Below are 22,861 nucleotides of genomic sequence, written 5' to 3' on the forward strand. Positions count from 1 at the left end.
TCTAACGATTAAACTAAAAGCGAACCATTAAACCATAACGAAAGAGGCCAGCATTGCTGGCCTCTTTTTTGTTACGGTATAAATTGAAAAGAGTTACTTAAGGGAGTTGTGGATCAGGAACTCTTCTTCAACACCTTTCAATTTCATCTCATCCATAATGAAGTTCACCGTGTTCAACAAACGTTGTTCACCTTTAGGAATCAGATAGCCGAACTGACTGTTGGTGAATGGAGTTTCGCAGCGTGCCGCTTCAAGACGTTCGTCAGTTACCTGATAGAACAGACCTTCAGGCGTTTCTGTTACCATCACATCAACTTTGCCTTCTGCTACTGCTTTCGGTACGTCGAGATTGTTCTCGTAGCGTGTGAAGCTTGCATTCTGCAAGTTCGCGTCGGCAAAGATCTCGTTAGTACCGCCAATGTTCACGCCCACACGAACAGAAGAGAGGTTCACTTTCTCAATGCTGTCGTACTGTTCTGCGGTGCCTTTTGCAACCAAGAAACACTTACCAAAGGTCATGTAGCCTTGAGTTTGTTCCGCGTTTAACTGACGCTGCATTTTACGTGTAATGCCGCCCATTGCGATGTCGTACTTATCGTCGTCTAGATCGGCCAGTAGATCTTTCCATGTGGTACGAACAATCTTCAATTCAACGCCTAATTGTTCCGCGATGTGCTGTGCAACGTCGATATCGTAGCCAGAGTAGCTTTTACCATCGAAGTAAGAGAAAGGCTTGTAGTCACCTGTGGTGCCCACACGCAGAGTACCTGATTTTTGAATGTCTTCTAGCTGGTCAGCGTGTGCGACACCAGAAAGTGCCAGAGCAATGGAAGCAAGTAATAGTGATGTTTTTTTCATTGTAATTGTCTGTTGTGTTTGTGTTGTCATTCAAAGTAACAGAAACAATCAGAGAAAGAGATCAAACCATTGGAAAGGTTGGAAAAGAAGATGAAACGAGGGCAGGAGATAGGTATTTCTATGGTTTGTGAGCATTGATCGAGGTGCGTTTCATATTCCGTTTTGATAAACCGAAGACAAACAAAAAGCCCATGTTATCGAATAACATGGGCTTCATTTTGGTTTAACTTGTTAGCTGCTTATTTAGCTATTTAGCAACTGACTCGTTGTTCATCTTAGCCGGAGCTTTAGATGCGTTAACCAATAGGATACCAACGGTTAGTACCATTGAACCACATAGTAGGAACAACAAGCGTCCTGTTGGTTCGTTTGGAATCAGAGCCATTGCTAGGATACCGAAACCTGCTGTGCTGATAAGCTTACCAAGCATTGAACGCTGTTTAGTATCTAGGTTTTGTTGCTCTTCACCTTCCGCTACAAGCGGCGTGTTCCAGTTAGTGAATAGTTGGTCAACTTCTTTCTCACGCTCTGGCGATAGGCCTTTGTAGAAGCGAGAAGTCATGATGAAGTAACCACCAGTAAACACTACGTGAGCAGCTAGGCTAAGACCCACTTTCAAGTCGCTCCATTCACGGCCAGTAAGCGCTGTTTCTAGACCAAATAGGTGCTCGATGTCTTCTGCTTGAAGCGAGATACCGAAGATGTAAGAAACGAAGCCACCAACGATTAGCGTAGACCAACCAGACCAGTCAGGCGTCTTACGAATCCACATACCAAGTAGTACAGGGATAAGCATTGGGAAGCCAATTAACGCACCTACGTTCATTACGATATCGAACAAGCTTAAGTGACGCAGAGAGTTAATGAACAAGCCAATCGCGATGATGATAATACCCATCATGATAGTGGTTAGCTTGCTGACAATAACCAGCTCTTTCTGAGTCGCGTTTTGACGAAGAATCGGGCTGTAGAAGTTCATTACAAAGATGCCAGCGTTACGGTTCAGACCTGAATCCATAGAAGACATTGTCGCAGCGAACATTGCTGACATAAGAAGACCAACCATACCTGCTGGCATTACGTTCTGTACGAATGCTAGGTAAGCAGCATCACCGGCTTTGTCGCCCATTGATGTGTATTGCTCAGCGAACTCAGGCATGAATGCACTAACGTACCAAGGTGGTAGGAACCAAATTAGTGGACCAATAACCATAAGGATACATGCTAGGCCTGCCGCTTTACGTGCGTTTTCACTGTCTTTTGCACATAGGTAACGGTATGCGTTGATGCTGTTGTTCATTACACCGAACTGCTTCACGAAGATGAATACAACCCAAAGGATGAAGATGCTCATGTAGTTTAGGTTGTTACCTAACATGAAGTCGCCGTCGAAGTTAGCAACAATGTTAGTTAAGCCGCCACCGTGGAAGTAAGCTGCTACCGCACAAGTGATTGTCACGGCCATGATTACAAGCATTTGCATGAAGTCAGAAGCAACAACCGCCCAAGAGCCGCCGGTTACTGCCATCAATACTAGAACCATACCCGTTACCACAATGGTAGCTTCCATTGGGATGTTGAATACCGCTGCTACAAAGATAGCTAGACCGTTTAGCCAGATACCTGCAGAGATAAGGCTGTCCGGCATACCTGCCCATGTGAAGAACTGTTCAGACGTTTTACCAAAGCGCTGACGAATAGCTTCGATCGCCGTTACCACACGAAGTTGGCGGAACTTTGGAGCGAAGTACATATAGTTCATGAAGTAGCCAAAAGCATTGGCTAAGAATAGGATTACAATAACGAAACCGTCATTGAATGCGCGTCCTGCGGCACCTGTAAACGTCCATGCTGAAAATTGTGTCATGAAGGCAGTTGCACCAACCATCCACCACAACATTTTGCCGCCCCCTCTGAAGTAATCACTTGTAGAGGTGGTGAACTTACGGAACATCCAACCAATCGCGATTAAAAAGAAGAAGTAGGCGAGAACAACAAAAGTATCAATAGTCATCTTTTCAGCCTTTTAAATATCATAATTAACTGGGCTTAGATTAACGCGTCTCAAGGTTTATTTGTACTACAATATGTCTTTAGTATGATCTAGGTCGCATTGATTTTTCGGCCTCTAACACGTGGTTATATAAGTATTTGTTTTAATTGAATTTAAATGTGAGTGTATTTTGTTTGAGATCTAAAATAAATTGAGGGTTAAATGTTTATATGTATTACAATATAAACAAAAGCGCTTACTTTGCCGTATCTATAAGATTTTAATTATAACCGTAACAAATGTGCTACAAATTGGTGTGTTGTGCGACGACATTCACGTTAATTTGGAACTCTATACTGAAAAATTCTGTATTGGGATTTCAAGTGTAGCTCATTGTTTTCACTTCGCTATTTTGTATTTGTCTGCGGCTCTGTAGCCTTTCTATGCTATTTATTCATTTTTTCGTGCCATAGAGGTGCATATTTGGAATTTTTGTCACTGAGTGGGCGTTAAACTGGACGGACGGGACACATTTTGCGGTGCACTTTGTCTATTGTGACCTTCATTAGATGCCACGAGAGATGTTTGATGACGTATCGAAAAGGAACATTGCTGGGTAAGGGGCTGGATAAGAAGCTGGATAGGCGATAGGGGGCACCAGTAACGCTTCGTTAGATGCGTGCTGAAGTCGATTGAAAGCTTACATTACTTGTTATTGCCTGTCTTAGTCGCGGAGCTGGACGAGCCCATAGAGAGAAAGGCGATAAGGTGTGGGGGAAACATAATGTTGATTGAGCGTGTTTTACGGTTAGTCAGCGCAATAAACGCCAGATAACAAAAAGCCCCACCGAGGTGAGGCTTCATCACTCAATCTAAAATAGATTAAGCGTTAACGTGATCAACTGCGTCACGAACCAGCTTGCCTAGTTCGTCCCACTTACCTTCGTCGATAAGGTTAGTTGGAACCATCCAAGTACCGCCACACGCAAGTACAGAAGGGATCGATAGGTATTCATCAACATTCTTCAAGCTTACGCCACCAGTAGGCATAAATTTAACAGGGTAAACCGCTGTTAGTGCTTTAAGCATACCAGTACCGCCAGAAGGCTCAGCAGGGAAGAACTTCAACGTGCGAAGGCCCATTTCCATTGCTTGTTCAACTAGGCTTGGGTTGTTAACACCCGGTACGATTGCAACGCCTTTATCGATACAGTATTGAACAGTGCGCGGGTTGAAACCTGGGCTTACGATGAAATCAACGCCAGCTTCGATAGATGCGTCAACTTGCTCGTTAGTCAGTACAGTACCTGAACCAATTAGCATGTCTGGGAATTCTTTACGCATGATGCGAATCGCTTCGATTGCACATTCTGTACGTAGCGTGATTTCTGCACATGGCATGCCGTTTTCAACAAGTGCTTTACCTAGAGGGATAGCGTCTTCAGCACGGTTGATAGCGATTACAGGAATTACTTTTAGGTTTGCTAGTTGTTCATTTAATGTCGTCATGAATTCTTTCTCACGTTAAATGTGGGCTTGCTTTCAACTAAGCAAACCCTTGATTAATAGTTAAAGTGCGTAATTATAGAGACAGATCAGGCGTCGCTTCTAGAGGAATGATAGCACCTGGATGCTGAATCACAGTCCCTGCCACAATATGACCTGCTAACGCTGCATCACGTGCATTGCCACCGCTTAAGCGCTTAGCTAGGAAGCCCGCGCTGAACGAGTCGCCAGCCGCTGTAGTATCAACAATGTTGTCTACTGGGTTTGGAGCAACGTACTGAGCGCTTTGGCTTTCAACTACTAAGCAGTCTTTAGCACCACGTTTAATGATGATCTCTTTCACACCAGATTCAGACGTACGTGCAATACACTGTTCAATGCTTTCGTCGCCGTACAACTCTTGCTCGTCATCGAACGTCAGTAGAGCCGTGTCTGTGTACTTAAGCATCTTCAAGTACCAAGAAATCGCTTCTTGTTGGCTTTCCCAAAGTTTTGGACGGAAGTTATTATCGAAGAATACTTGGCCGCCTTGAGCTTTAAATTTGTCTAAGAAGTTGAATAGCTGTGTGCGTCCATTCTCTGTCAAGATAGCAAGCGTAATACCACTTAGGTAAACCGCATCAAAAGAGAATAACTTGTCAAGTAGAGCAGGTGTGTCTTCCTGGTCAAACATGAATTTTGCTGCAGCATCATTACGCCAGTAGTGGAAACTGCGTTCACCAGTTTCATCGGTCTCGATGTAGTAAAGCCCTGGTTGTTTGTGATCAAGCTGAGCAATTAAGCTAGTGTCGATACCTTCCGCTTGCCACTTTTCTAACATGTCGGTACTGAATGGGTCAGTGCCTAGTGCTGTTACGTAGCTCGTGTTGATATCTTGCTCTTTTGTTAAGCGAGACAAGTAAAGTGCAGTATTTAGTGTGTCGCCACCGAAACTTTGCTTAAGCCCGTCTTGTTTCTTTTGTAGCTCAACCATGCACTCGCCAATGACCGCGATGTTTAATGATTTCATATGCTTACCTTAGCAACTGAGGTTGCGCTGTTTATTATTTTAGGAAATCTTCACGCGCAGGGTTGAAGATATCAAGAAGGATGCTGTCTTGCTCTAGTGCAACTGCACCGTGCATCATGTGTTTACGAGCGAAGTAAGCATCGCCTTCTTTAAGGACTTTCTTTTCGCCTTCAATCTCAGCTTCGAAGCTACCACGAACTACGTAACCGATTTGGTCATGGATTTCGTGAGTATGAGGGTGGCCAATCGCGCCCTTATCAAAACATAGGTGTACTGCCATTAGATCGTCAGTGTAAGCAACGATTTTACGCTTAATGCCGCCACCAAGTTCTTCCCATGGGTTTTCATCTAGGATAAAGAAAGAGTTCATTGTGTATCTCCTAATCTGTTTAAATCTTTTAAGTGTTACTTAACTTGCATCCATCATAAGGGAATGAGCCTAATTGTAATACAATATATCTAAATTTGTGTGATATCGATCAAGCGATACTTTATATAGCGTAAATAAATCAACAACTTAATAAATGGCTAATATTTACCATTAGCCAGCTACATCAATGACTTATGGCTAATTATGTGACTATACTCATCATTTAGCGACGAATAGGTATAATTAAAGCTCATATTGTATTACTTTATATGGAGTTTGAAAATTTAATCAAAGTTTAAGCAGATAAACTCTTTATTGAGGGTGACAAAGAATATGACGACTAAACCAGTATTGTTGACTGAAGCAGAAATCGAGCAGCTTCATCTTGAAGTGGGCCGTTCTAGCTTAATGGGCAAAACCATTGCAGCGAACGCGAAAGATCTAGAAGCATTCATGCGTTTACCTATTGATGTCCCAGGTCATGGTGAAGCTGGGGGTTACGAACATAACCGCCATAAGCAAAATTACACGTACATGAATCTAGCTGGTCGCATGTTCTTGATCACTAAAGAGCAAAAATACGCTGACTTTGTTACTGAATTACTAGAAGAGTACGCAGACAAATACCTAACGTTTGATTACCACGTACAGAAAAACACTAACCCTACAGGTCGTTTGTTCCACCAAATCCTGAACGAACACTGCTGGTTAATGTTCTCAAGCTTAGCTTACTCTTGTGTTGCTTCAACCCTGACACAAGAACAACGCGACAATATTGAGTCTCGTATTTTCGAACCAATGCTAGAAATGTTCACGGTTAAATACGCACACGACTTCGACCGAATTCACAATCACGGTATTTGGGCAGTAGCGGCTGTCGGTATTTGTGGTCTTGCTCTTGGCAAGCGTGAGTACCTTGAAATGTCGGTGTACGGCATTGACCGTAACGACACTGGCGGCTTCCTAGCGCAAGTTTCTCAGCTGTTTGCACCGTCTGGCTACTACATGGAAGGTCCTTACTACCACCGTTATGCGATTCGTCCAACGTGTGTGTTCGCTGAAGTGATTCACCGTCATATGCCTGAAGTGGATATCTACAACTACAAAGGCGGCGTGATTGGTAACACAGTACAAGCGATGCTTGCGACGGCTTACCCGAACGGCGAATTCCCAGCTCTGAACGATGCATCTCGCACAATGGGTATTACAGACATGGGTGTTCAGGTTGCAGTGAGCGTTTACAGCAAACATTACTCATCTGAAAACGGCGTTGACCAAAACATTCTTGGTATGGCGAAGATTCAAGACGCAGTTTGGATGCACCCATGTGGTCTTGAGCTATCTAAAGCTTATGAAGCGGCGTCTGCTGAGCAAGAAATCGGCATGCCTTTCTGGCCAAGTGTTGAATTGAACGAAGGCCCTCAAGGTCACAACGGCGCGCAAGGCTTTATCCGTATGCAGGATAAGAAAGGCGACGTTTCTCAGTTAGTGATGAACTACGGTCAACACGGCATGGGTCACGGCAACTTCGATACGCTGGGTATTTCTTTCTTCAACCGCGGTCAAGAAGTGCTACGTGAATACGGTTTCTGTCGTTGGGTTAACGTGGAGCCAAAATTTGGCGGCCGCTACCTAGACGAAAACAAATCTTACGCTCGTCAAACAATTGCACATAACGCAGTAACGATTGATGAAAAATGTCAGAACAACTTTGACGTTGAACGTGCAGATGCAGTACACGGCTTGCCACACTTCTTCAAAGTAGAAGATGAGCAAATCAATGGCATGAGCGCATTTGCTAACGATCATTACGAAGGTTTTGACATGCAACGCAGCGTGTTCATGCTAAACCTTGAAGAATTAGAATCTCCGCTACTATTAGATCTTTACCGTTTAGATTCTGAGAAAGGCGGTGAAGGTGAGCATCAGTACGACTACTCACACCAATATCAAGGTCAGATTGTTCGCACTAGCTTTGAATACCAAGCAAACAAAGAGCTGAACACGCTAGGTGAAGACTTCGGTTACCAACACCTATGGAACGTGGCAAGCGGTGAAGTGAAGGGCACAGCACTGGTAAGCTGGCTACAGAACAACACCTACTACACGTGGCTAGGTGCAACGTCTAACGACAATGCTGAAGTTATCTTTACTCGCACTGGCGCTAACGACCCAAGCTTCAACCTACGCTCAGAGCCTGCTTTCATTCTACGTAGCAAGGGCGAAACAACACTGTTCGCTTCTGTTCTTGAAACGCACGGTTACTTCAACGAAGAGTTCGAGCAATCAGTCAATGCTCGCGGCGTTGTGAAAGACATCAAGGTTGTCGCGCATACAAATGTAGGTTCAGTCGTCGAAATCAGCACAGAAAAATCAAATGTGACCGTGATGATCAGCAACCAACTTGGTGCGACTGACAACACTGAACACAAGGTAGAACTGAACGGAAAAGTATACAGCTGGACAGGCTTCTACTCAGTAGAGACAACTTTACAAGAAACAAATTCAGAAGAACTTAGCACTGCAAAGCAGGGGAAATAATAATGAGCTATCAACCACTTTTACTTAACTTTGATGAAGCAGCAGAGCTTCGTAAAGAACTTGGCAAGGATAGCCTTTTAGGTAACGCACTGACTCGTGACATTAAACAAACTGACGCGTACATGGCAGAAGTTGGCATCGAAGTACCAGGTCACGGTGAAGGTGGCGGTTACGAGCACAATCGTCACAAGCAAAACTACATCCATATGGATCTAGCGGGTCGTTTGTTCCTGATCACAGAGGAAACAAAGTACCGTGATTACATCGTTGATATGCTAACTGCGTACGCGACGGTATACCCAACATTGGAAAGCAACGTAAGCCGTGACACTAACCCTCCGGGTAAGCTGTTCCACCAAACGTTGAACGAGAACATGTGGATGCTTTACGCTTCTTGTGCGTACAGCTGTATTTACCACACTATCTCTGAAGAGCAGAAGCGTCTTATCGAAGACGATCTTCTGAAGCAAATGATCGAAATGTTCGTTGTTACTTACGCACACGACTTCGATATCGTACACAACCACGGCTTATGGGCAGTGGCGGCGGTAGGTATCTGTGGTTACGCGATCAACGATCAAGAGTCTGTAGATAAAGCACTTTACGGCCTGAAATTGGACAAAGTAAGCGGCGGTTTCCTAGCGCAACTTGACCAACTGTTCTCGCCAGACGGCTACTACATGGAAGGTCCTTACTATCACCGTTTCTCTCTGCGTCCAATCTACCTGTTCGCAGAAGCGATTGAACGTCGTCAGCCAGAAATCGGTATTTACGAATTTAACGATTCAGTGATCAAGACAACGTCTTACTCAGTATTCAAAACTGCATTCCCAGACGGCACATTGCCTGCTCTGAACGATTCATCGAAGACGATTTCTATCAACGATGAAGGGGTTATCATGGCGACGTCTGTGTGTTACCACCGTTACGAGCAGACTGAAACTCTGCTTGGTATGGCTGATCACCAAAAAAATGTTTGGGTTCATGCTTCTGGTAAAACACTGTCTGATGCGGTTGATGCAGCAGACGACATCAAACCATTCAACTGGGGTAGCCTGTTTGTAACAGACGGGCCTGAAGGCGAAAAAGGCGGCGTAAGCATCCTTCGTCACCGTGATGTGCAAGACGACGACACAATGGCGTTGATCTGGTTTGGTCAGCACGGTTCAGACCACCAGTACCATTCTGCGCTAGACCATGGTCACTACGATGGCTTGCACCTAAGCGTATTCAACCGTGGCCACGAAGTGCTGCACGATTACGGCTTCGGTCGTTGGGTAAACGTTGAGCCTAAGTTTGGCGGTCGTTACATCCCGGAGAACAAGTCTTACTGTAAGCAGACGGTTGCTCACAACACAGTAACGGTTGATCAGAAAACGCAGAACAACTTCAACACAGCATTGGCTGAGTCTAAGTTTGGTCAGAAGCACTTCTTCGTAACAGACGACCAGTCGCTACAAGGTATGAGCGGCACAATTTCTGAGTACTACACTGGCGTAGACATGCAACGCAGCGTGATTCTTGCTGAACTACCTGAGTTCGAAAAACCGCTAGTAATTGATGTGTACCGCATCGAAGCTGACGCTGAGCACCAGTACGACTTACCAGTTCACCACTCGGGTCAAATCATTCGCACTGACTTCGATTACAACATGGAAACAACGCTTAAGCCATTAGGTGAAGACAACGGTTACCAACATTTATGGAACGTTGCTTCAGGCAAAGTGAACGAAGAGGGCTCTCTAGTAAGCTGGCTACATGACAGCAGTTACTACAGCCTAGTAACCAGCGCGAATGCGGGCAGCGAAGTGATTTTTGCTCGCACTGGTGCTAACGATCCAGACTTCAACCTTAAGAGTGAGCCTGCGCTTATCTTACGTCAGTCTGGTCAAAACCACGTGTTTGCTTCTGTACTAGAAACGCATGGTTACTTTAACGAGTCTATCGAAGCCTCTGTAGGCGCTCGTGGTCTGGTTAAATCAGTATCTGTTGTGGGCCATAACAGTGTCGGGACTGTTGTTCGCATTCAGACTACTTCTGGTAACACTTACCACTACGGTATTTCAAACCAAGCTGAAGACACGCAGCAAGCAACTCACGCTGTTGAGTTCGCGGGTGAGACATACTCGTGGGAAGGGTCATTTGCTCAACTGTAAATGATCAACACACATACCGTTTAACGATGGTGTGTGCTGATGTGGTGCTTTGCGGGAACGAAGCGCCATATCATGTTCGATTGTAAGGGTGTTCGCATCTAAGTAACTGAACGAAATTAATGTCGATGACAAAGAATATCGGAAATAAGTCAAACCGAGTAACTCGTTGTGAGTTGCTCGGTTTTTTTATGCGTGTAGGACAGAGGCTGATGTAATTTGGGAAGGGGATCTCATTTAATAATCTCTGGCGGTTAATGAATTGCGCTTCTAAAGGTGTACCTTTTTCCCATGGTTTTTCGAGGCTGTGCTGGTGGTTTTCATACCGATACAAAGAGGGTTAGTTTTGAGTACGGATTTATGAGTGATTTAAGATAACGTTTCTCACAGGATGTTTTTTAAATCTCTGATTATAAAAATTTGCAGGTTGTGATTCGTTTGGATTTTACTCAATTGGCTGTAGGTTGAAATACTGTTATAGTAATCCTTAAATAATACATAAACATAACATATAAAATAAGTGAACTTATGATTAGCACTTTTAATTCAATTTCGGGCTCGAAGCGTAGCCTGCACGTGCAAGTAGCGCGTGAAATCGCTCGTGGAATCTTGTCTGGCGATCTGCCGCAAGGTTCTATTATTCCTGGTGAAATGGCGTTATGTGAACAGTTTGGTATTAGCCGAACGGCACTACGTGAAGCAGTTAAACTATTAACTTCTAAAGGTTTGTTAGAGTCCCGCCCGAAAATCGGTACTCGTGTAGTCGACCGCGCATATTGGAACTTTCTTGATCCTCAGCTGATTGAATGGATGGATGGTCTAACCGACATAGATCAATTCTGTTCTCAGTTTTTAGGCCTTCGCCGTGCGATAGAACCTGAAGCGTGCGCACTGGCGGCTAAATTTGCAACGGCTGAACAACGCATTGAACTTTCAGAAATCTTCCAAAAAATGGTAGAAGTGGATGAGGCTGAAGTATTTGATCAAGAGCGTTGGACAGATATTGATACTCGTTTTCATAGCTTGATCTTTAATGCGACAGGTAATGACTTCTACCTGCCATTCGGCAATATCTTGACTACGATGTTCGTGAACTTCATCGTGCACTCTTCTGAAGAAGGAAGCACGTGTATCAATGAACACCGTAGAATCTATGAAGCAATCATGGCTGGTGATAGTGATAAGGCACGAGTTGTGTCTGCTGCACACTTGCAAGATGCCAACCACCGTCTGGCGACGGCGTAATAGAAATAATCTAGAGCGTAGGTAGATGAGTCACCTCATATAGAGATGAACAGCATTACGCTCGGATAAACGACTTAAAAGGGTATGCCAAGTGCATACCTTTTTTGTTGTCTACCGTTTACGAAAATTGGCTGCTTTCATGTATGAAAAAAGCCAGAGACTGTTGTCTCTGGCTTTGAGTTGTTTCAATATTCTAGCTTAAACAAGCGGCTAATCATGATGTTCGTAAGTTTGCTTTTGTTTCTGCTTTTTCTTCATTTTTAACGTTGAATAAACCGAGAATACAGCTAACACGATAAACGCGAGAGCAATAGGACGCTCATAAAGGAAAGACCAACTGCCATCGTACATCAGCAGTGATTTTCTAAGGTTTGTTTCTGCCATTGGCCCTAAGATGATCGCAAGCAGAATCGGTGAAGAAGGGATATCCAGTTTAGTTAAGATAAAGCCAAGTAGACCGAAACCGATTGCAATACCCACATCAAACATCGAGTTGTTAATTGCGTAAGCGCCGACAATTGAAAGGAAGACAATGATTGGAATCATGATGATCTTCGGTACTTCAATGATTCGACAGAAGAAGCGAATACCCAGTAAACCAATCACTAACATCACAAGGTTAGCGACCAACATTGAGCTGAACACGCCATAAACCACTTCGGGGTTTTGGGCGAATAGCAGTGGGCCTGGTGTGAGTCCTTGTACTATAAGTGCACCAAGAAGAACCGCTGCCACGGCATCTCCAGGAACACCTAGTGTTAATAACGGAACTAGCGAGCCACCCGTTACGCCGTTGTTTCCAGATTCAGCGGCTGCAAGGCCACGAACCGAGCCTTTACCAAACTCTTCTGGGTTCTTAGACGAACGTTTTGCTTCGTTGTAACAAACAAATGCAGATATATCAGCACCAGCACCCGGTACCGAGCCGATAGTTGTTCCCATCAAACCACTTTTTATGGCCGTTGGTAGCATTTCTTTGAGATCACTTTTACTTAATAGTTTGTGGTCAAATTTCGGTGCAACGACTTTCTTTTCAGAGAACAGCTTCTCTAGTTGGTTTAATGCCTCAGATAGAGCGAATAAACCAATTAAGACAGGGATGACATTGATTCCGCTGTAAAGATCCATGATGTCAAAAGTAAATCTTGGCACACTGCTGATTGGGTCGAGTCCAACAGTTGAAACCAATAATCCAATGGTTCCCGCAAGTAACCCTTTAAAAATGTTGTTCGAAGAAACACTCGCAATAATCGTTAAACCAAACAGAGCGAGTGCAAAATATTCTGGCGCATTAAAACGCAGTGCAAAGGTCGCTAATTTAGGCGCAATCGCGATGAGGACGATAGTACTTAACAGCCCGCCAATAAATGATGCAACAGCAGAAATACTTAATGCTCTTGCTGCTTGTCCTCTAACAGCCATAGTGTGACCGTCGAGTACACTTGCTGCAGAAGCCGGTGTTCCTGGGGTTTTAAGTAAAATTGCGGCAATTGAGCCACCGTAAATCCCACCAATGTATACACCAATTAACATCACAAGGGCTGAAGTCGGTTCCATGCCAAAGGTAAATGGAAGGAGAATTGCCACGCCCATTGTCGCTGTAAGTCCGGGTAGTGCGCCTAAAATAACGCCGCCCAGTACGCCAAAAACAAGGACAGGAAGCACTGCAAAGCTAACTGCAGTTGCGAGACCATCGATTAGATATTCAAACATATGACCACCTAAGACCACGTTGCTTCAGGAAGCGCGATGTAGAACACCTCGCCAAATAGATAGTAAACCGCGAACACAAAGACAACGGCGACAACGTAATAGATTGGCTTCTTCACTTTGAAGTAAACGAGGTAGAACATAAATGCAATCAAACTAGCATAAAGGTAGCCAACTACACTGATGAGTAATGCGTAGCCAATAAGAAAAGCAACGCCGAAAATCGACATCTTGCTTATCATCGCTTCTTGTTGTTCAGAGGCACCTTTTAATTTGTGTTGAACGATGAGAACAATACAGATAGCAATTTGGGCAATCACAATCATCATCGGGAAGAATTTTGCATCGACACTTGCATCTTGGTACATCGGACGATCAAATTGAGTGATCAGCGCGAACGCGATTGCGCTAAGGATAATGATGATAGAAGGGAAAACGACGTTTCGGTTTAAGTAAGAGTGAGAGTTAGACATGGAGTTTACCCCTAAAAAGTAAAGCAAGGGAAAGGTACAAACTAGTAACAGAGGCACAACTGATAAAAGCTGTGCCTCTGAACAAAGGTTATTGAATTAATTGAGTCAATGATTTTGTATCTTCTGCAACAAACTCAGTGAAGGCTTTGTCATCAAGATTGTGAATCGTCATTGCACCTTTCGCCATGAAAGTTTTGAACTCTTCACTTGCCATTGCTTCATCAAATGCAGCCCCCAACTTCTCGATTACTGCATCAGGTGTATCTTTTGGAGCACCAATACCGCGCCATGTACCTGTTACTACATCAATGCCTTGCTCTTTCAAAGTAGGAACATCTGGAATGTACTGAATACGTTCTTCAGACATGACACCTAATGCTTTTAGTTGGCCTGAACGAAGTTGAGCGATAGCTTCACCAGGAGTAACCATAGTGACGTCTGTGTGATGGCCTAGTACAGCAGGAATTGCTTCTGATGCACCGTTGTAAGGGATAGCGTTTAATTTAATGCCTTGATCTTTTTCAAGAGACATTAGGTAGAAGTTTGGCGCAGCGGTTGAAGCGAATTTTACGCTGCCTGGTTTTTCTTTGGCTTCCTTAATCAGGTCGTTAATCGTGTTGTATGGGCTATCTGCTGCAACCAATACGACCGCAGGATCTAAGTTAACTAAACGAATGAGTTTAAAGTCGTCAGCGGTATGACGCATCAAACCCATTTGAGGAAGTGAAGCGATTTCACGTGTTACTACTGTTAATGTGTAACCATCCGCACGCTGCTGAGCACCAAAGCTCATCCCAACTGCGCCTGCGCCACCAGTACGGTTCATGATTGAAATATTTTGCCCAAGAATGTCTTTCGCGCTATTTGCAAGAGTACGACCAACGGCATCGGTGCCGCCGCCCGCGCCAAATGGCACAACTAAGCGAATGTTTTTGCTTGGATAGTCAGCTGCAATTGACGTTGCAGAAACAAGTATACCGGCTGCTAGCATAATGGATTTTAATAGTTTACTCATAATAAGTACCTTCTGTTTCTAATTATTAGCGATATGTTTTTGTAGGGTTTTCTGCTTTTTCTGTTTGGTATTCGTGCATTGCTAACTGTTCAATAGCTACCGCTATCCAGCCACTGATCAGCATGTCATACCATTGTTGTACACCACTGCAGGCAACAACCACGTTTCCGTAAACAAACGAACCATAAAACAGTAAGTCTTCGTCACGTAGTGAAGATGGGTGTTGGGAGTGCAGTGTTAGATTGCTTGTCGATTCTCGCCACGCTTGTTGTGCTTTCTTACGGGCAAGGTGATCAAACTTGATTGTCCAGTTGTCAGGAGCTCCTAACGACTCTTCATATAGAATGGCGTCTTCAAAAGAGGCTTCCCAAGGCTTGAGGTGTGGATTCATAACGACAATATGCAGTTCTTTTCTATTCGTTCTTTCAAACAGCTTGTCGATAGAGGGTTTAACGATATCGATAGCGTCTTGAGTGATATCTTTCATTGATCGCATTCCACATGTCCTTACGTTTGGTAGATGAATATAGAATATTGTATGACAATAATTCTTCAATTAACGATGACTTGGAAGCGGGGAGCGATCACAAGTGAAAGTCTTCTAACTAGACTTCGATCTTGTTTTAACCATATTGTTTCGGAAATAGTGTGATTCTGGTCTTTTTTTGAGCTGGGTGTAAATGGACACAGATCCAGTTTTATTTTGGCTGATTTCCTAGATATAAACTCCCCACCATATGCTCGCCGTTCTGTTAATTCATATGGGAGAAAATTTTGGCTTGATAATCGAGCGTCCTATAACACAACGAGTTATATGCGAACATGTCAGCGGCTCACCTGCAAGACGCTAACCACCGTTAAGCTAAACGGGTGTTTCAACTATTATGTGAACCACTTAAACGTCCCGATGAACCATTTATAGGTTCATCAAAACCAGTCAAAAAGGTATACCAAGTGAATGCTTTTTTTGTTTTTAAGAAGTGTGTTGCACCATGTGTAGCACGGTTTTGGTTCACTCCCGATTAACTCTTTCTTAAGGCAATTTTTCTTGTATACGTTTAGCGGTAGTTCTTTTTACCATCGTAATTAAGAGAATATTGCGGCGAGATTTGTGTTTTAGACACTCGATCTCTCCTCAAATAATTATGCACCATCCATGATTTTTCATTTTTTATCTTTTGAATCCATCATCATCTCAACAAGATATGTGGCTTCTATATTGAGTAACTTACGTAGAATTCTAATAGAATTAGCTACTCTCAATTGATATAAAACACTGGTTTATTGTGTGATAAATGAGGGTGATTCAGCTCTGATTTGGCTTTTATTATTTTTGAGAATTTTATATCTATATGTGTTTGGTTGTATTTGTTAATAAGTGTGCAAAGTCTCGCTTTTTTATAAGTCTTTGATTTTAATGGGTATGATGTTCTTTGGTCTTGGTTTTTTGAGTTTTCATCTCAAACACCAGTAATTTCCTTAATGGATTGGCCATATTCCATCCTATGTCATATATATAATTAACTTAATCAATCAAAATAAGATCGCCATCACTTATTTAGATTATTGTACTACAAATAAAGTTTGAGATTTCCTATAGTCCTCGTAACAAAATACAACGGACAAAGGATACACGATGGAACTCAACACGATTATTGTCGGCATTTATTTCCTATTCTTGATTGCGATAGGTTGGATGTTTAGAACATTTACAAGTACCACCAGTGACTACTTCCGCGGGGGCGGTAACATGTTGTGGTGGATGGTTGGTGCAACCGCCTTTATGACCCAGTTTAGTGCATGGACATTCACCGGTGCGGCAGGTAAAGCGTATAACGATGGTTTTGCAGTAGCGGTCATCTTCGTAGCCAACGCATTTGGTTACTTCATGAACTTCGCATATTTTGCTCCAAAGTTCCGTCAACTACGTGTAGTAACGGTAATCGAAGCAATTCGTATGCGTTTCGGTGCGACTAACGAACAAGTGTTCACTTGGTCTTCAATGCCAAACAGTGTTGTTTCTGCCGGTGTATGGTTAAACGCACTAGCAATCATCGCTTCTGGTATCTTCGGTTTCGACATGACAGCAACTATCTGGATTACCGGTTTGGTTGTATTGGCAATGTCTGTAACGGGTGGTTCATGGGCGGTAATTGCATCTGACTTTATGCAGATGGTTATCATCATGGCAGTAACCGTGACATGTGCTGTTGTTGCTGTTGTTCAAGGTGGCGGTGTTGGTGAAATCGTGAATAACTTCCCTGTAGCGGAAGGCGGTTCTTTCCTTTCTGGTAACAACATTAACTACTTAAGCATCTTCAGCATTTGGGCATTCTTCATCTTCGTGAAGCAGTTCTCTATTACTAACAACATGCTTAACTCTTACCGTTACCTAGCGGCTAAAGACTCAAAGAACGCGAAGAAAGCGGCGCTACTAGCGTGTGTGCTAATGCTTTGTGGTGTATTTATCTGGTTCATGCCTTCTTGGTACATTGCAGGTCAAGGTGTCGACCTAGCAGCAGCTTACCCAGATGCAGGTAAGAAAGCGGGTGACTTTGCCTACCTATACTTCGTACAAGAGTACATGCCAGCAGGTATGGTTGGCCTTCTAGTTGCGGCGATGTTTGCAGCGACAATGTCTTCAATGGATTCTGGTCTAAACCGTAACTCGGGTATCTTTGTTAAGAACTTCTATGAACCAATCGTTCGTAAAGGTACGGCTAGCGAAAAAGAACTAGTAACGGTTTCTAAGATTACTTCTGCCGTGTTTGGTATTGCTATCATCCTTATTGCACAGTTCATCAACTCGCTTAAAGGTTTGAGCCTGTTCGATACCATGATGTATGTAGGCGCACTGATCGGCTTCCCAATGACAATTCCTGCATTCCTTGGCTTCTTTATTAAGAAGACTCCGGACTGGGCTGGTTGGGGTACGCTAGTGGTTGGTGGTTTTGTTTCTTACTACGTGGGTTTCGTTGTTAACGCTGAAATGGTGTCTTCAATCTTCGGTCTAGAAGAGCTAACAAGCCGTGAATGGTCTGATGTTAAGGTTGCTATCGGTCTGATTGCTCACATTACGCTGACAGGTGGTTTCTTCATCCTATCAACTCTGTTCTACAAGCCATTAACTGAGAAGCGTCAAGCAGACGTTGATAAGTTCTTCGGTAACCTGTCTACTCCATTAGTTGCGGAGTCAGCAGAACAGAAAGTACTGGATAACAAACAGCGTGAAATGCTTGGTAAACTGATTGCGGTAGCGGGTGTCGGTATCATGCTAATGGCTCTACTCACTAACCCAATGTGGGGACGTCTAGTCTTCATACTTTGTGGTGTGATTGTTGGTGGTGTTGGTGTGCTATTGGTTAAAGCGGTCGATGACGGCGGCAAGCAAGCGAAAGCAGTAACTGAAAGCTAATACATAGAAAACGATTATAATAGAATGCGACGACTCGAAAGGGCGTCGCATTTTTTTGCTCTGCGAAACGGAAAAACGGTCAGGTGGAAGATATCTGACCTAAATCACGAAAACTGTACAAAATGGTTCAATCGAACCGAAATAGATTTAATTGTCCTACAATAAGACGTATATTATTGCTAATTCCTTTCAATCAACTTGAAAAATAAGTGAGTTAGAATGAGCGACCAAAAATCTCTTGATGCAATCAGGAAGATGAAGCTGGAGAATGATACTTCAGCAGGTAATCTTGTAGACCTACTCCCTATCGAAGTACAGAAACGTGACTTCGACCTATCATTCCTAGACAACTTGAGCGAAGCACGTCCACGTCTTCTTGTTCAAGCAGATCAGTTAGAAGAATTCAAAGCGAAAGTGAAAGCTGATGAAGCTCACTGCATGTTTGATGATTTCTACAATAACTCGACAGTTAAGTTCCTTGAGACTGCTCCTTTCGAAGAGCCTCAAGCGTACCCAGCTGACACGGTAGGCAAAGCTTCTCTATGGCGTCCTTACTGGCGTCAAATGTACGTTGATTGCCAAATGGCACTAAACGCGACACGTAACCTAGCAATTGCTGGTGTTGTGAAAGAAGACGAAGCGCTAATTGCTAAAGCAAAAGCTTGGACTCTAAAACTGTCTACGTACGATCCAGAAGGCGTGACTTCTCGTGGCTATAACGATGAAGCGGCTTTCCGTGTTATCGCGGCTATGGCTTGGGGTTACGACTGGCTACACGGCTACTTCACAGATGAAGAACGTCAGCAAGTTCAAGATGCTTTGATTGAGCGTCTAGACGAAATCATGCACCACCTGAAAGTGACGGTTGATCTATTGAACAACCCACTGAACAGCCACGGTGTTCGTTCTATCTCTTCTGCTATCATCCCAACGTGTATCGCGCTTTACCACGATCACCCGAAAGCAGGCGAGTACATTGCATACGCACTAGAATACTACGCAGTACACTACCCACCATGGGGCGGTGTAGACGGCGGTTGGGCTGAAGGTCCTGACTACTGGAACACGCAAACTGCATTCCTAGGCGAAGCATTCGACCTATTGAAAGCATACTGTGGCGTAGACATGTTCAACAAAACATTCTACGAAAACACAGGTGATTTCCCGCTTTACTGCATGCCTGTTCACTCTAAGCGCGCGAGCTTCTGTGACCAGTCTTCAATCGGTGATTTCCCAGGTCTAAAACTGGCTTACAACATCAAGCATTACGCAGGTGTTAACCAGAAGCCTGAGTATGTTTGGTACTACAACCAACTGAAAGGCCGTGATACTGAAGCACACACCAAATTCTACAACTTCGGTTGGTGGGACTTCGGTTACGATGATCTTCGCTTTAACTTCCTTTGGGATGCACCTGAAGAGAAAGCACCATCGAATGACCCACTGTTGAAAGTATTCCCAATCACGGGTTGGGCTGCATTCCACAACAAGATGACTGAGCGTGATAACCATATTCACATGGTATTCAAATGTTCTCCGTTTGGCTCAATCAGCCACTCTCACGGTGACCAAAACGCATTCACGTTGCATGCATTCGGTGAAACGCTAGCGTCAATCACTGGCTACTACGGTGGTTTCGGTGTTGATATGCACACGAAATGGCGTCGTCAAACGTTCTCTAAGAACCTTCCACTATTTGGCGGTAAAGGTCAGTATGGCGAGAACAAGAATACAGGCTACGAAAACCATCAAGATCGCTTCTGTATCGAAGCGGGCGGCAACATCTCTGATTTCGACACGGAATCTGATGTGAAGATGGTTGAAGGTGATGCGACAGCGTCTTACAAGTACTTCGTTCCTGAAATTGAATCTTACAAGCGTAAGGTCTGGTTTGTTCAAGGTAAAGTATTCGTAATGCAAGACAAGGCAACGCTTTCTGAAGAGAAAGACATGACTTGGCTAATGCATACAACTTTCGCAAACGACGTGGCAGACAAGTCTTTCACTATCCGTGGCGAAGTTGCGCACCTAGACGTAAACTTCATCAACGAGTCTGCTGATAACATCACGTCAGTTAAGAATGTTGAAGGTTTTGGCGAAGTTGACCCATACGAGTTCAAAGATCTTGAAATCCACCGTCACGTTGAAGTGGAATTCAAGCCATCGAAAGAGCACAACATCCTGACCCTTCTTGTTCCTAATAAGAACGAAGGCGAGCAAGTTGAAGTGTCTCACAAGCTTGAAGGTAACACGCTAATGCTAAATGTTGACGGTGAAACGGTTTCAATCGAACTGTAATTCGCTGAAGCAACAGAAGCTAGATATTAAAAACTCCGAGTGAAAGCTCGGAGTTTTTTTGTTTTGTTAGCTAGCAAGTTGGATACTCAGTTAAATTGTATTAGTTGGCAAAGTTGGGAACCCCATCAGGTTGAAACGAAACTAATTGGCTGAGAAATCAATCGCTTCTCGATGCCAAGTCAGTAGATCGAGGGCTAAACCTGGAAGTTGATATACACAAAGACTGTGTATGTACTTAGCCACTATGCTTAATGAAAGGTGCAGGAGTAGTATACGAGACCTATATTTATCGTTCTGTTAAAAGAATAGGGCGCCAACCCCTTTTTCGTAAAAACTGATATGACTTACTTCTGCGTGAACAGTCTAATCACTGGCTGAGTAGGGGAGTCGTGAACTATACATAGGTAAAGGCGTAGCTTGTGCTTACTAATCGTATGACATTTAACGTATGTTATTTCATCAATAGACGGTTTTTAAACTGGCAAATAGTTCCTGTAAGTACAAAGCGTGCCCCATATTTTCTCGTAAAGTGAACCCCCGTCACAACTTGCGTCTAAGCATTGAAGGATTACCCTAAAACTATTGCGTAACGAGAAAGACGTAGTTATTATAATGAGCATATAATCATACAATACTATATTTGGAGTTTGAACATGACTAAACCTGTAATCGGTTTCATTGGCCTAGGTCTTATGGGCGGCAACATGGTTGAAAACCTGCAAAAGCGCGGCTACCACGTAAACGTAATGGATCTAAGCGCTGAAGCTGTTGCTCGCGTTACAGATCGCGGCAACGCAACTGCATTCACTTCTGCTAAAGAACTAGCGGCTGCAAGTGATATCGTTCAGTTTTGTCTTACAACTTCTGCTGTTGTTGAAAAAATCGTTTACGGCGAAGACGGCGTTCTAGCTGGCATCAAAGAAGGCGCAGTATTAGTAGACTTCGGTACTTCTATCCCTGCTTCTACTAAGAAAATCGGCGCAGCTCTAGCTGAAAAAGGCGCGGGCATGATCGACGCACCTCTAGGCCGTACTCCGGCACACGCTAAAGATGGTCTTCTGAACATCATGGCTGCTGGCGACATGGAAACTTTCAACAAAGTTAAACCTGTTCTTGAAGAGCAAGGCGAAAACGTATTCCACCTAGGTGCTCTAGGTTCTGGTCACGTTACTAAGCTTGTAAACAACTTCATGGGTATGACGACTGTTGCGACTATGTCTCAAGCTTTCGCTGTTGCTCAACGCGCTGGTGTTGATGGCCAACAACTGTTTGACATCATGTCTGCAGGTCCATCTAACTCACCATTCATGCAATTCTGTAAGTTCTACGCAGTAGACGGCGAAGAGAAGCTAGGTTTCTCTGTTGCTAACGCTAACAAAGATCTTGGTTACTTCCTTGCTCTTTGTGAAGAGCTAGGTACTGAGTCTCTAATTGCTCAAGGTACTGCAACTAGCCTACAAGCTGCTGTTGACGCAGGAATGGGTAACAACGACGTACCAGTAATCTTCGACTACTTCGCTAAACTAGAGAAGTAATCGACGTACGACCTCGCTAGGGTATTGCCTGTCTTTTTAGGCGGCGATACCTCAGCGAGGTTCGTTTTTATCTGCCATACCCAACCCTTTGTTCCCTCGTTAAACTCTTCTACTTCTACTTCCTCAGCTACACCTACTCAAAACTCTGTTCAACTTTGTTACTGCCTCAATTCCTATTTTTGTTTCTATATCTATATCTATATCTATATCTATTTGTAAATTCAAAGCCTTCTAGCACCAACTCACTCACTTTTCCTCGCAAGCTTAAACCAGTGCACTTAACTGATTGTTGGCGATGGCTTAACACCGCTCGTATATCGGGTCTGAAAAGAAAGTAAAAAAAACCCACACAGCTGGTGACTGTATGGGCATGTTCGGACGAGCCGTCTGGAAAAACAAATGATCAATAGAAAGTGAAAAAACGAATAACGAGATCCCCCGACAGTTTCTACGTTAAACGAGTTCAATGACCTTAAAGCGGCTGCTTCAATTATCACTTTGAACTGAACAAAAGCATCCAGAAAGAACTTAAGTTATGATTCAAATACACCATAACTTAAGGCTTATTGTATTACAAATAAATTTTAAGATTGAATGCCTTGAGTGAATGGTTGGTTAGTGAAAATGTGACCTAAGGCTCACTTTCCTAGTCAGGTGACCGAAAGTGATATGAATAATTTGAGTGGAGGCATTATCGGCGAAGTTGTGAGGTAATCATCTGAAAGTTGATCATTTTTAAT

General features: G+C 43.6%; 15 protein-coding genes. 6 read left to right on the forward strand and 9 right to left on the reverse strand.

Annotated features, from left to right (window positions below):
* Nucleotides 1-93: 93 nt before the first annotated feature.
* The 5 genes from AB6D93_RS08360 to AB6D93_RS08380 all read right to left on the reverse strand — a co-directional run bounded on the left by AB6D93_RS08360 (nt 94) and on the right by AB6D93_RS08380 (nt 5,736).
* Nucleotides 94-858 (reverse strand): transporter substrate-binding domain-containing protein, encoded by a 765-nt coding sequence (locus AB6D93_RS08360; protein WP_017067326.1) that lies wholly within the window; start codon nt 856-858, stop codon nt 94-96.
* A gap of 247 nt (nt 859-1,105) precedes the next feature.
* Complete coding sequence (locus AB6D93_RS08365) at nt 1,106-2,872, reverse strand: sodium:solute symporter family transporter (protein ID WP_102332113.1); 1,767 nt, start codon at nt 2,870-2,872, stop codon at nt 1,106-1,108.
* Between the two features lie 861 nt (nt 2,873-3,733).
* Nucleotides 3,734-4,360, reverse strand: coding sequence for a bifunctional 4-hydroxy-2-oxoglutarate aldolase/2-dehydro-3-deoxy-phosphogluconate aldolase (locus AB6D93_RS08370; RefSeq protein WP_017069898.1), 627 nt, complete (start codon nt 4,358-4,360; stop codon nt 3,734-3,736).
* A gap of 73 nt (nt 4,361-4,433) precedes the next feature.
* Nucleotides 4,434-5,366, reverse strand: a complete 933-nt coding sequence (locus AB6D93_RS08375) for a sugar kinase (RefSeq protein WP_017061485.1) — start codon at nt 5,364-5,366, stop codon at nt 4,434-4,436.
* Between the two features lie 34 nt (nt 5,367-5,400).
* On the reverse strand, nt 5,401-5,736 hold the full coding sequence (locus AB6D93_RS08380) for a cupin domain-containing protein (RefSeq protein ID WP_009846518.1): 336 nt from the start codon (nt 5,734-5,736) through the stop codon (nt 5,401-5,403).
* Between the two features lie 333 nt (nt 5,737-6,069).
* On the opposite strand from AB6D93_RS08380, the gene AB6D93_RS08385 reads away from it, so the two are divergent.
* From AB6D93_RS08385 to AB6D93_RS08395, 3 genes are all read left to right on the forward strand, one after another.
* A complete protein-coding gene (locus tag AB6D93_RS08385; protein WP_102332114.1) occupies nt 6,070-8,277 on the forward strand; it encodes a heparinase II/III family protein in 2,208 nt (735 codons plus the stop codon).
* Nucleotides 8,278-8,279: 2 nt separating this feature from the next.
* A complete protein-coding gene (locus AB6D93_RS08390; protein ID WP_102332115.1) occupies nt 8,280-10,433 on the forward strand; it encodes a heparinase II/III family protein in 2,154 nt (717 codons plus the stop codon).
* A 525-nt stretch (nt 10,434-10,958) separates the two neighbouring features.
* On the forward strand, nt 10,959-11,675 hold the full coding sequence (locus AB6D93_RS08395; RefSeq protein WP_102332116.1) for a FadR/GntR family transcriptional regulator: 717 nt from the start codon (nt 10,959-10,961) through the stop codon (nt 11,673-11,675).
* Between the two features lie 210 nt (nt 11,676-11,885).
* On the opposite strand, the gene AB6D93_RS08400 is transcribed toward AB6D93_RS08395, so the two are convergent.
* The 4 genes from AB6D93_RS08400 to AB6D93_RS08415 form a co-directional block, all read right to left on the reverse strand.
* On the reverse strand, nt 11,886-13,388 hold the full coding sequence (locus tag AB6D93_RS08400) for a tripartite tricarboxylate transporter permease (protein WP_010438351.1): 1,503 nt from the start codon (nt 13,386-13,388) through the stop codon (nt 11,886-11,888).
* A gap of 8 nt (nt 13,389-13,396) precedes the next feature.
* On the reverse strand, nt 13,397-13,858 hold the full coding sequence (locus AB6D93_RS08405) for a tripartite tricarboxylate transporter TctB family protein (protein WP_010438352.1): 462 nt from the start codon (nt 13,856-13,858) through the stop codon (nt 13,397-13,399).
* A gap of 88 nt (nt 13,859-13,946) precedes the next feature.
* On the reverse strand, nt 13,947-14,873 hold the full coding sequence (locus tag AB6D93_RS08410) for a tripartite tricarboxylate transporter substrate binding protein (protein ID WP_010438355.1): 927 nt from the start codon (nt 14,871-14,873) through the stop codon (nt 13,947-13,949).
* A 25-nt stretch (nt 14,874-14,898) separates the two neighbouring features.
* Nucleotides 14,899-15,369, reverse strand: a complete 471-nt coding sequence (locus AB6D93_RS08415; RefSeq protein WP_016785024.1) for a hypothetical protein — start codon at nt 15,367-15,369, stop codon at nt 14,899-14,901.
* A gap of 1,140 nt (nt 15,370-16,509) precedes the next feature.
* Here AB6D93_RS08415 and AB6D93_RS08420 point away from each other — a divergent pair.
* The 3 genes from AB6D93_RS08420 to AB6D93_RS08430 all read left to right on the forward strand — a co-directional run bounded on the left by AB6D93_RS08420 (nt 16,510) and on the right by AB6D93_RS08430 (nt 22,121).
* On the forward strand, nt 16,510-18,288 hold the full coding sequence (locus AB6D93_RS08420) for a sodium:solute symporter family transporter (protein WP_102332117.1): 1,779 nt from the start codon (nt 16,510-16,512) through the stop codon (nt 18,286-18,288).
* A 219-nt stretch (nt 18,289-18,507) separates the two neighbouring features.
* Nucleotides 18,508-20,586, forward strand: coding sequence for a DUF4962 domain-containing protein (locus AB6D93_RS08425; RefSeq protein ID WP_017061476.1), 2,079 nt, complete (start codon nt 18,508-18,510; stop codon nt 20,584-20,586).
* Nucleotides 20,587-21,239: 653 nt separating this feature from the next.
* Nucleotides 21,240-22,121: an NAD(P)-dependent oxidoreductase gene (locus AB6D93_RS08430; RefSeq protein ID WP_004733521.1), complete on the forward strand. Its 882-nt coding sequence runs from the start codon at nt 21,240-21,242 to the stop codon at nt 22,119-22,121.
* Nucleotides 22,122-22,861: the final 740 nt, after the last annotated feature.

The organism is Vibrio sp. 10N.247.310.23 (genome assembly GCF_041467155.1).
GTDB classification, from domain to species: domain Bacteria; phylum Pseudomonadota; class Gammaproteobacteria; order Enterobacterales; family Vibrionaceae; genus Vibrio; species Vibrio crassostreae_C.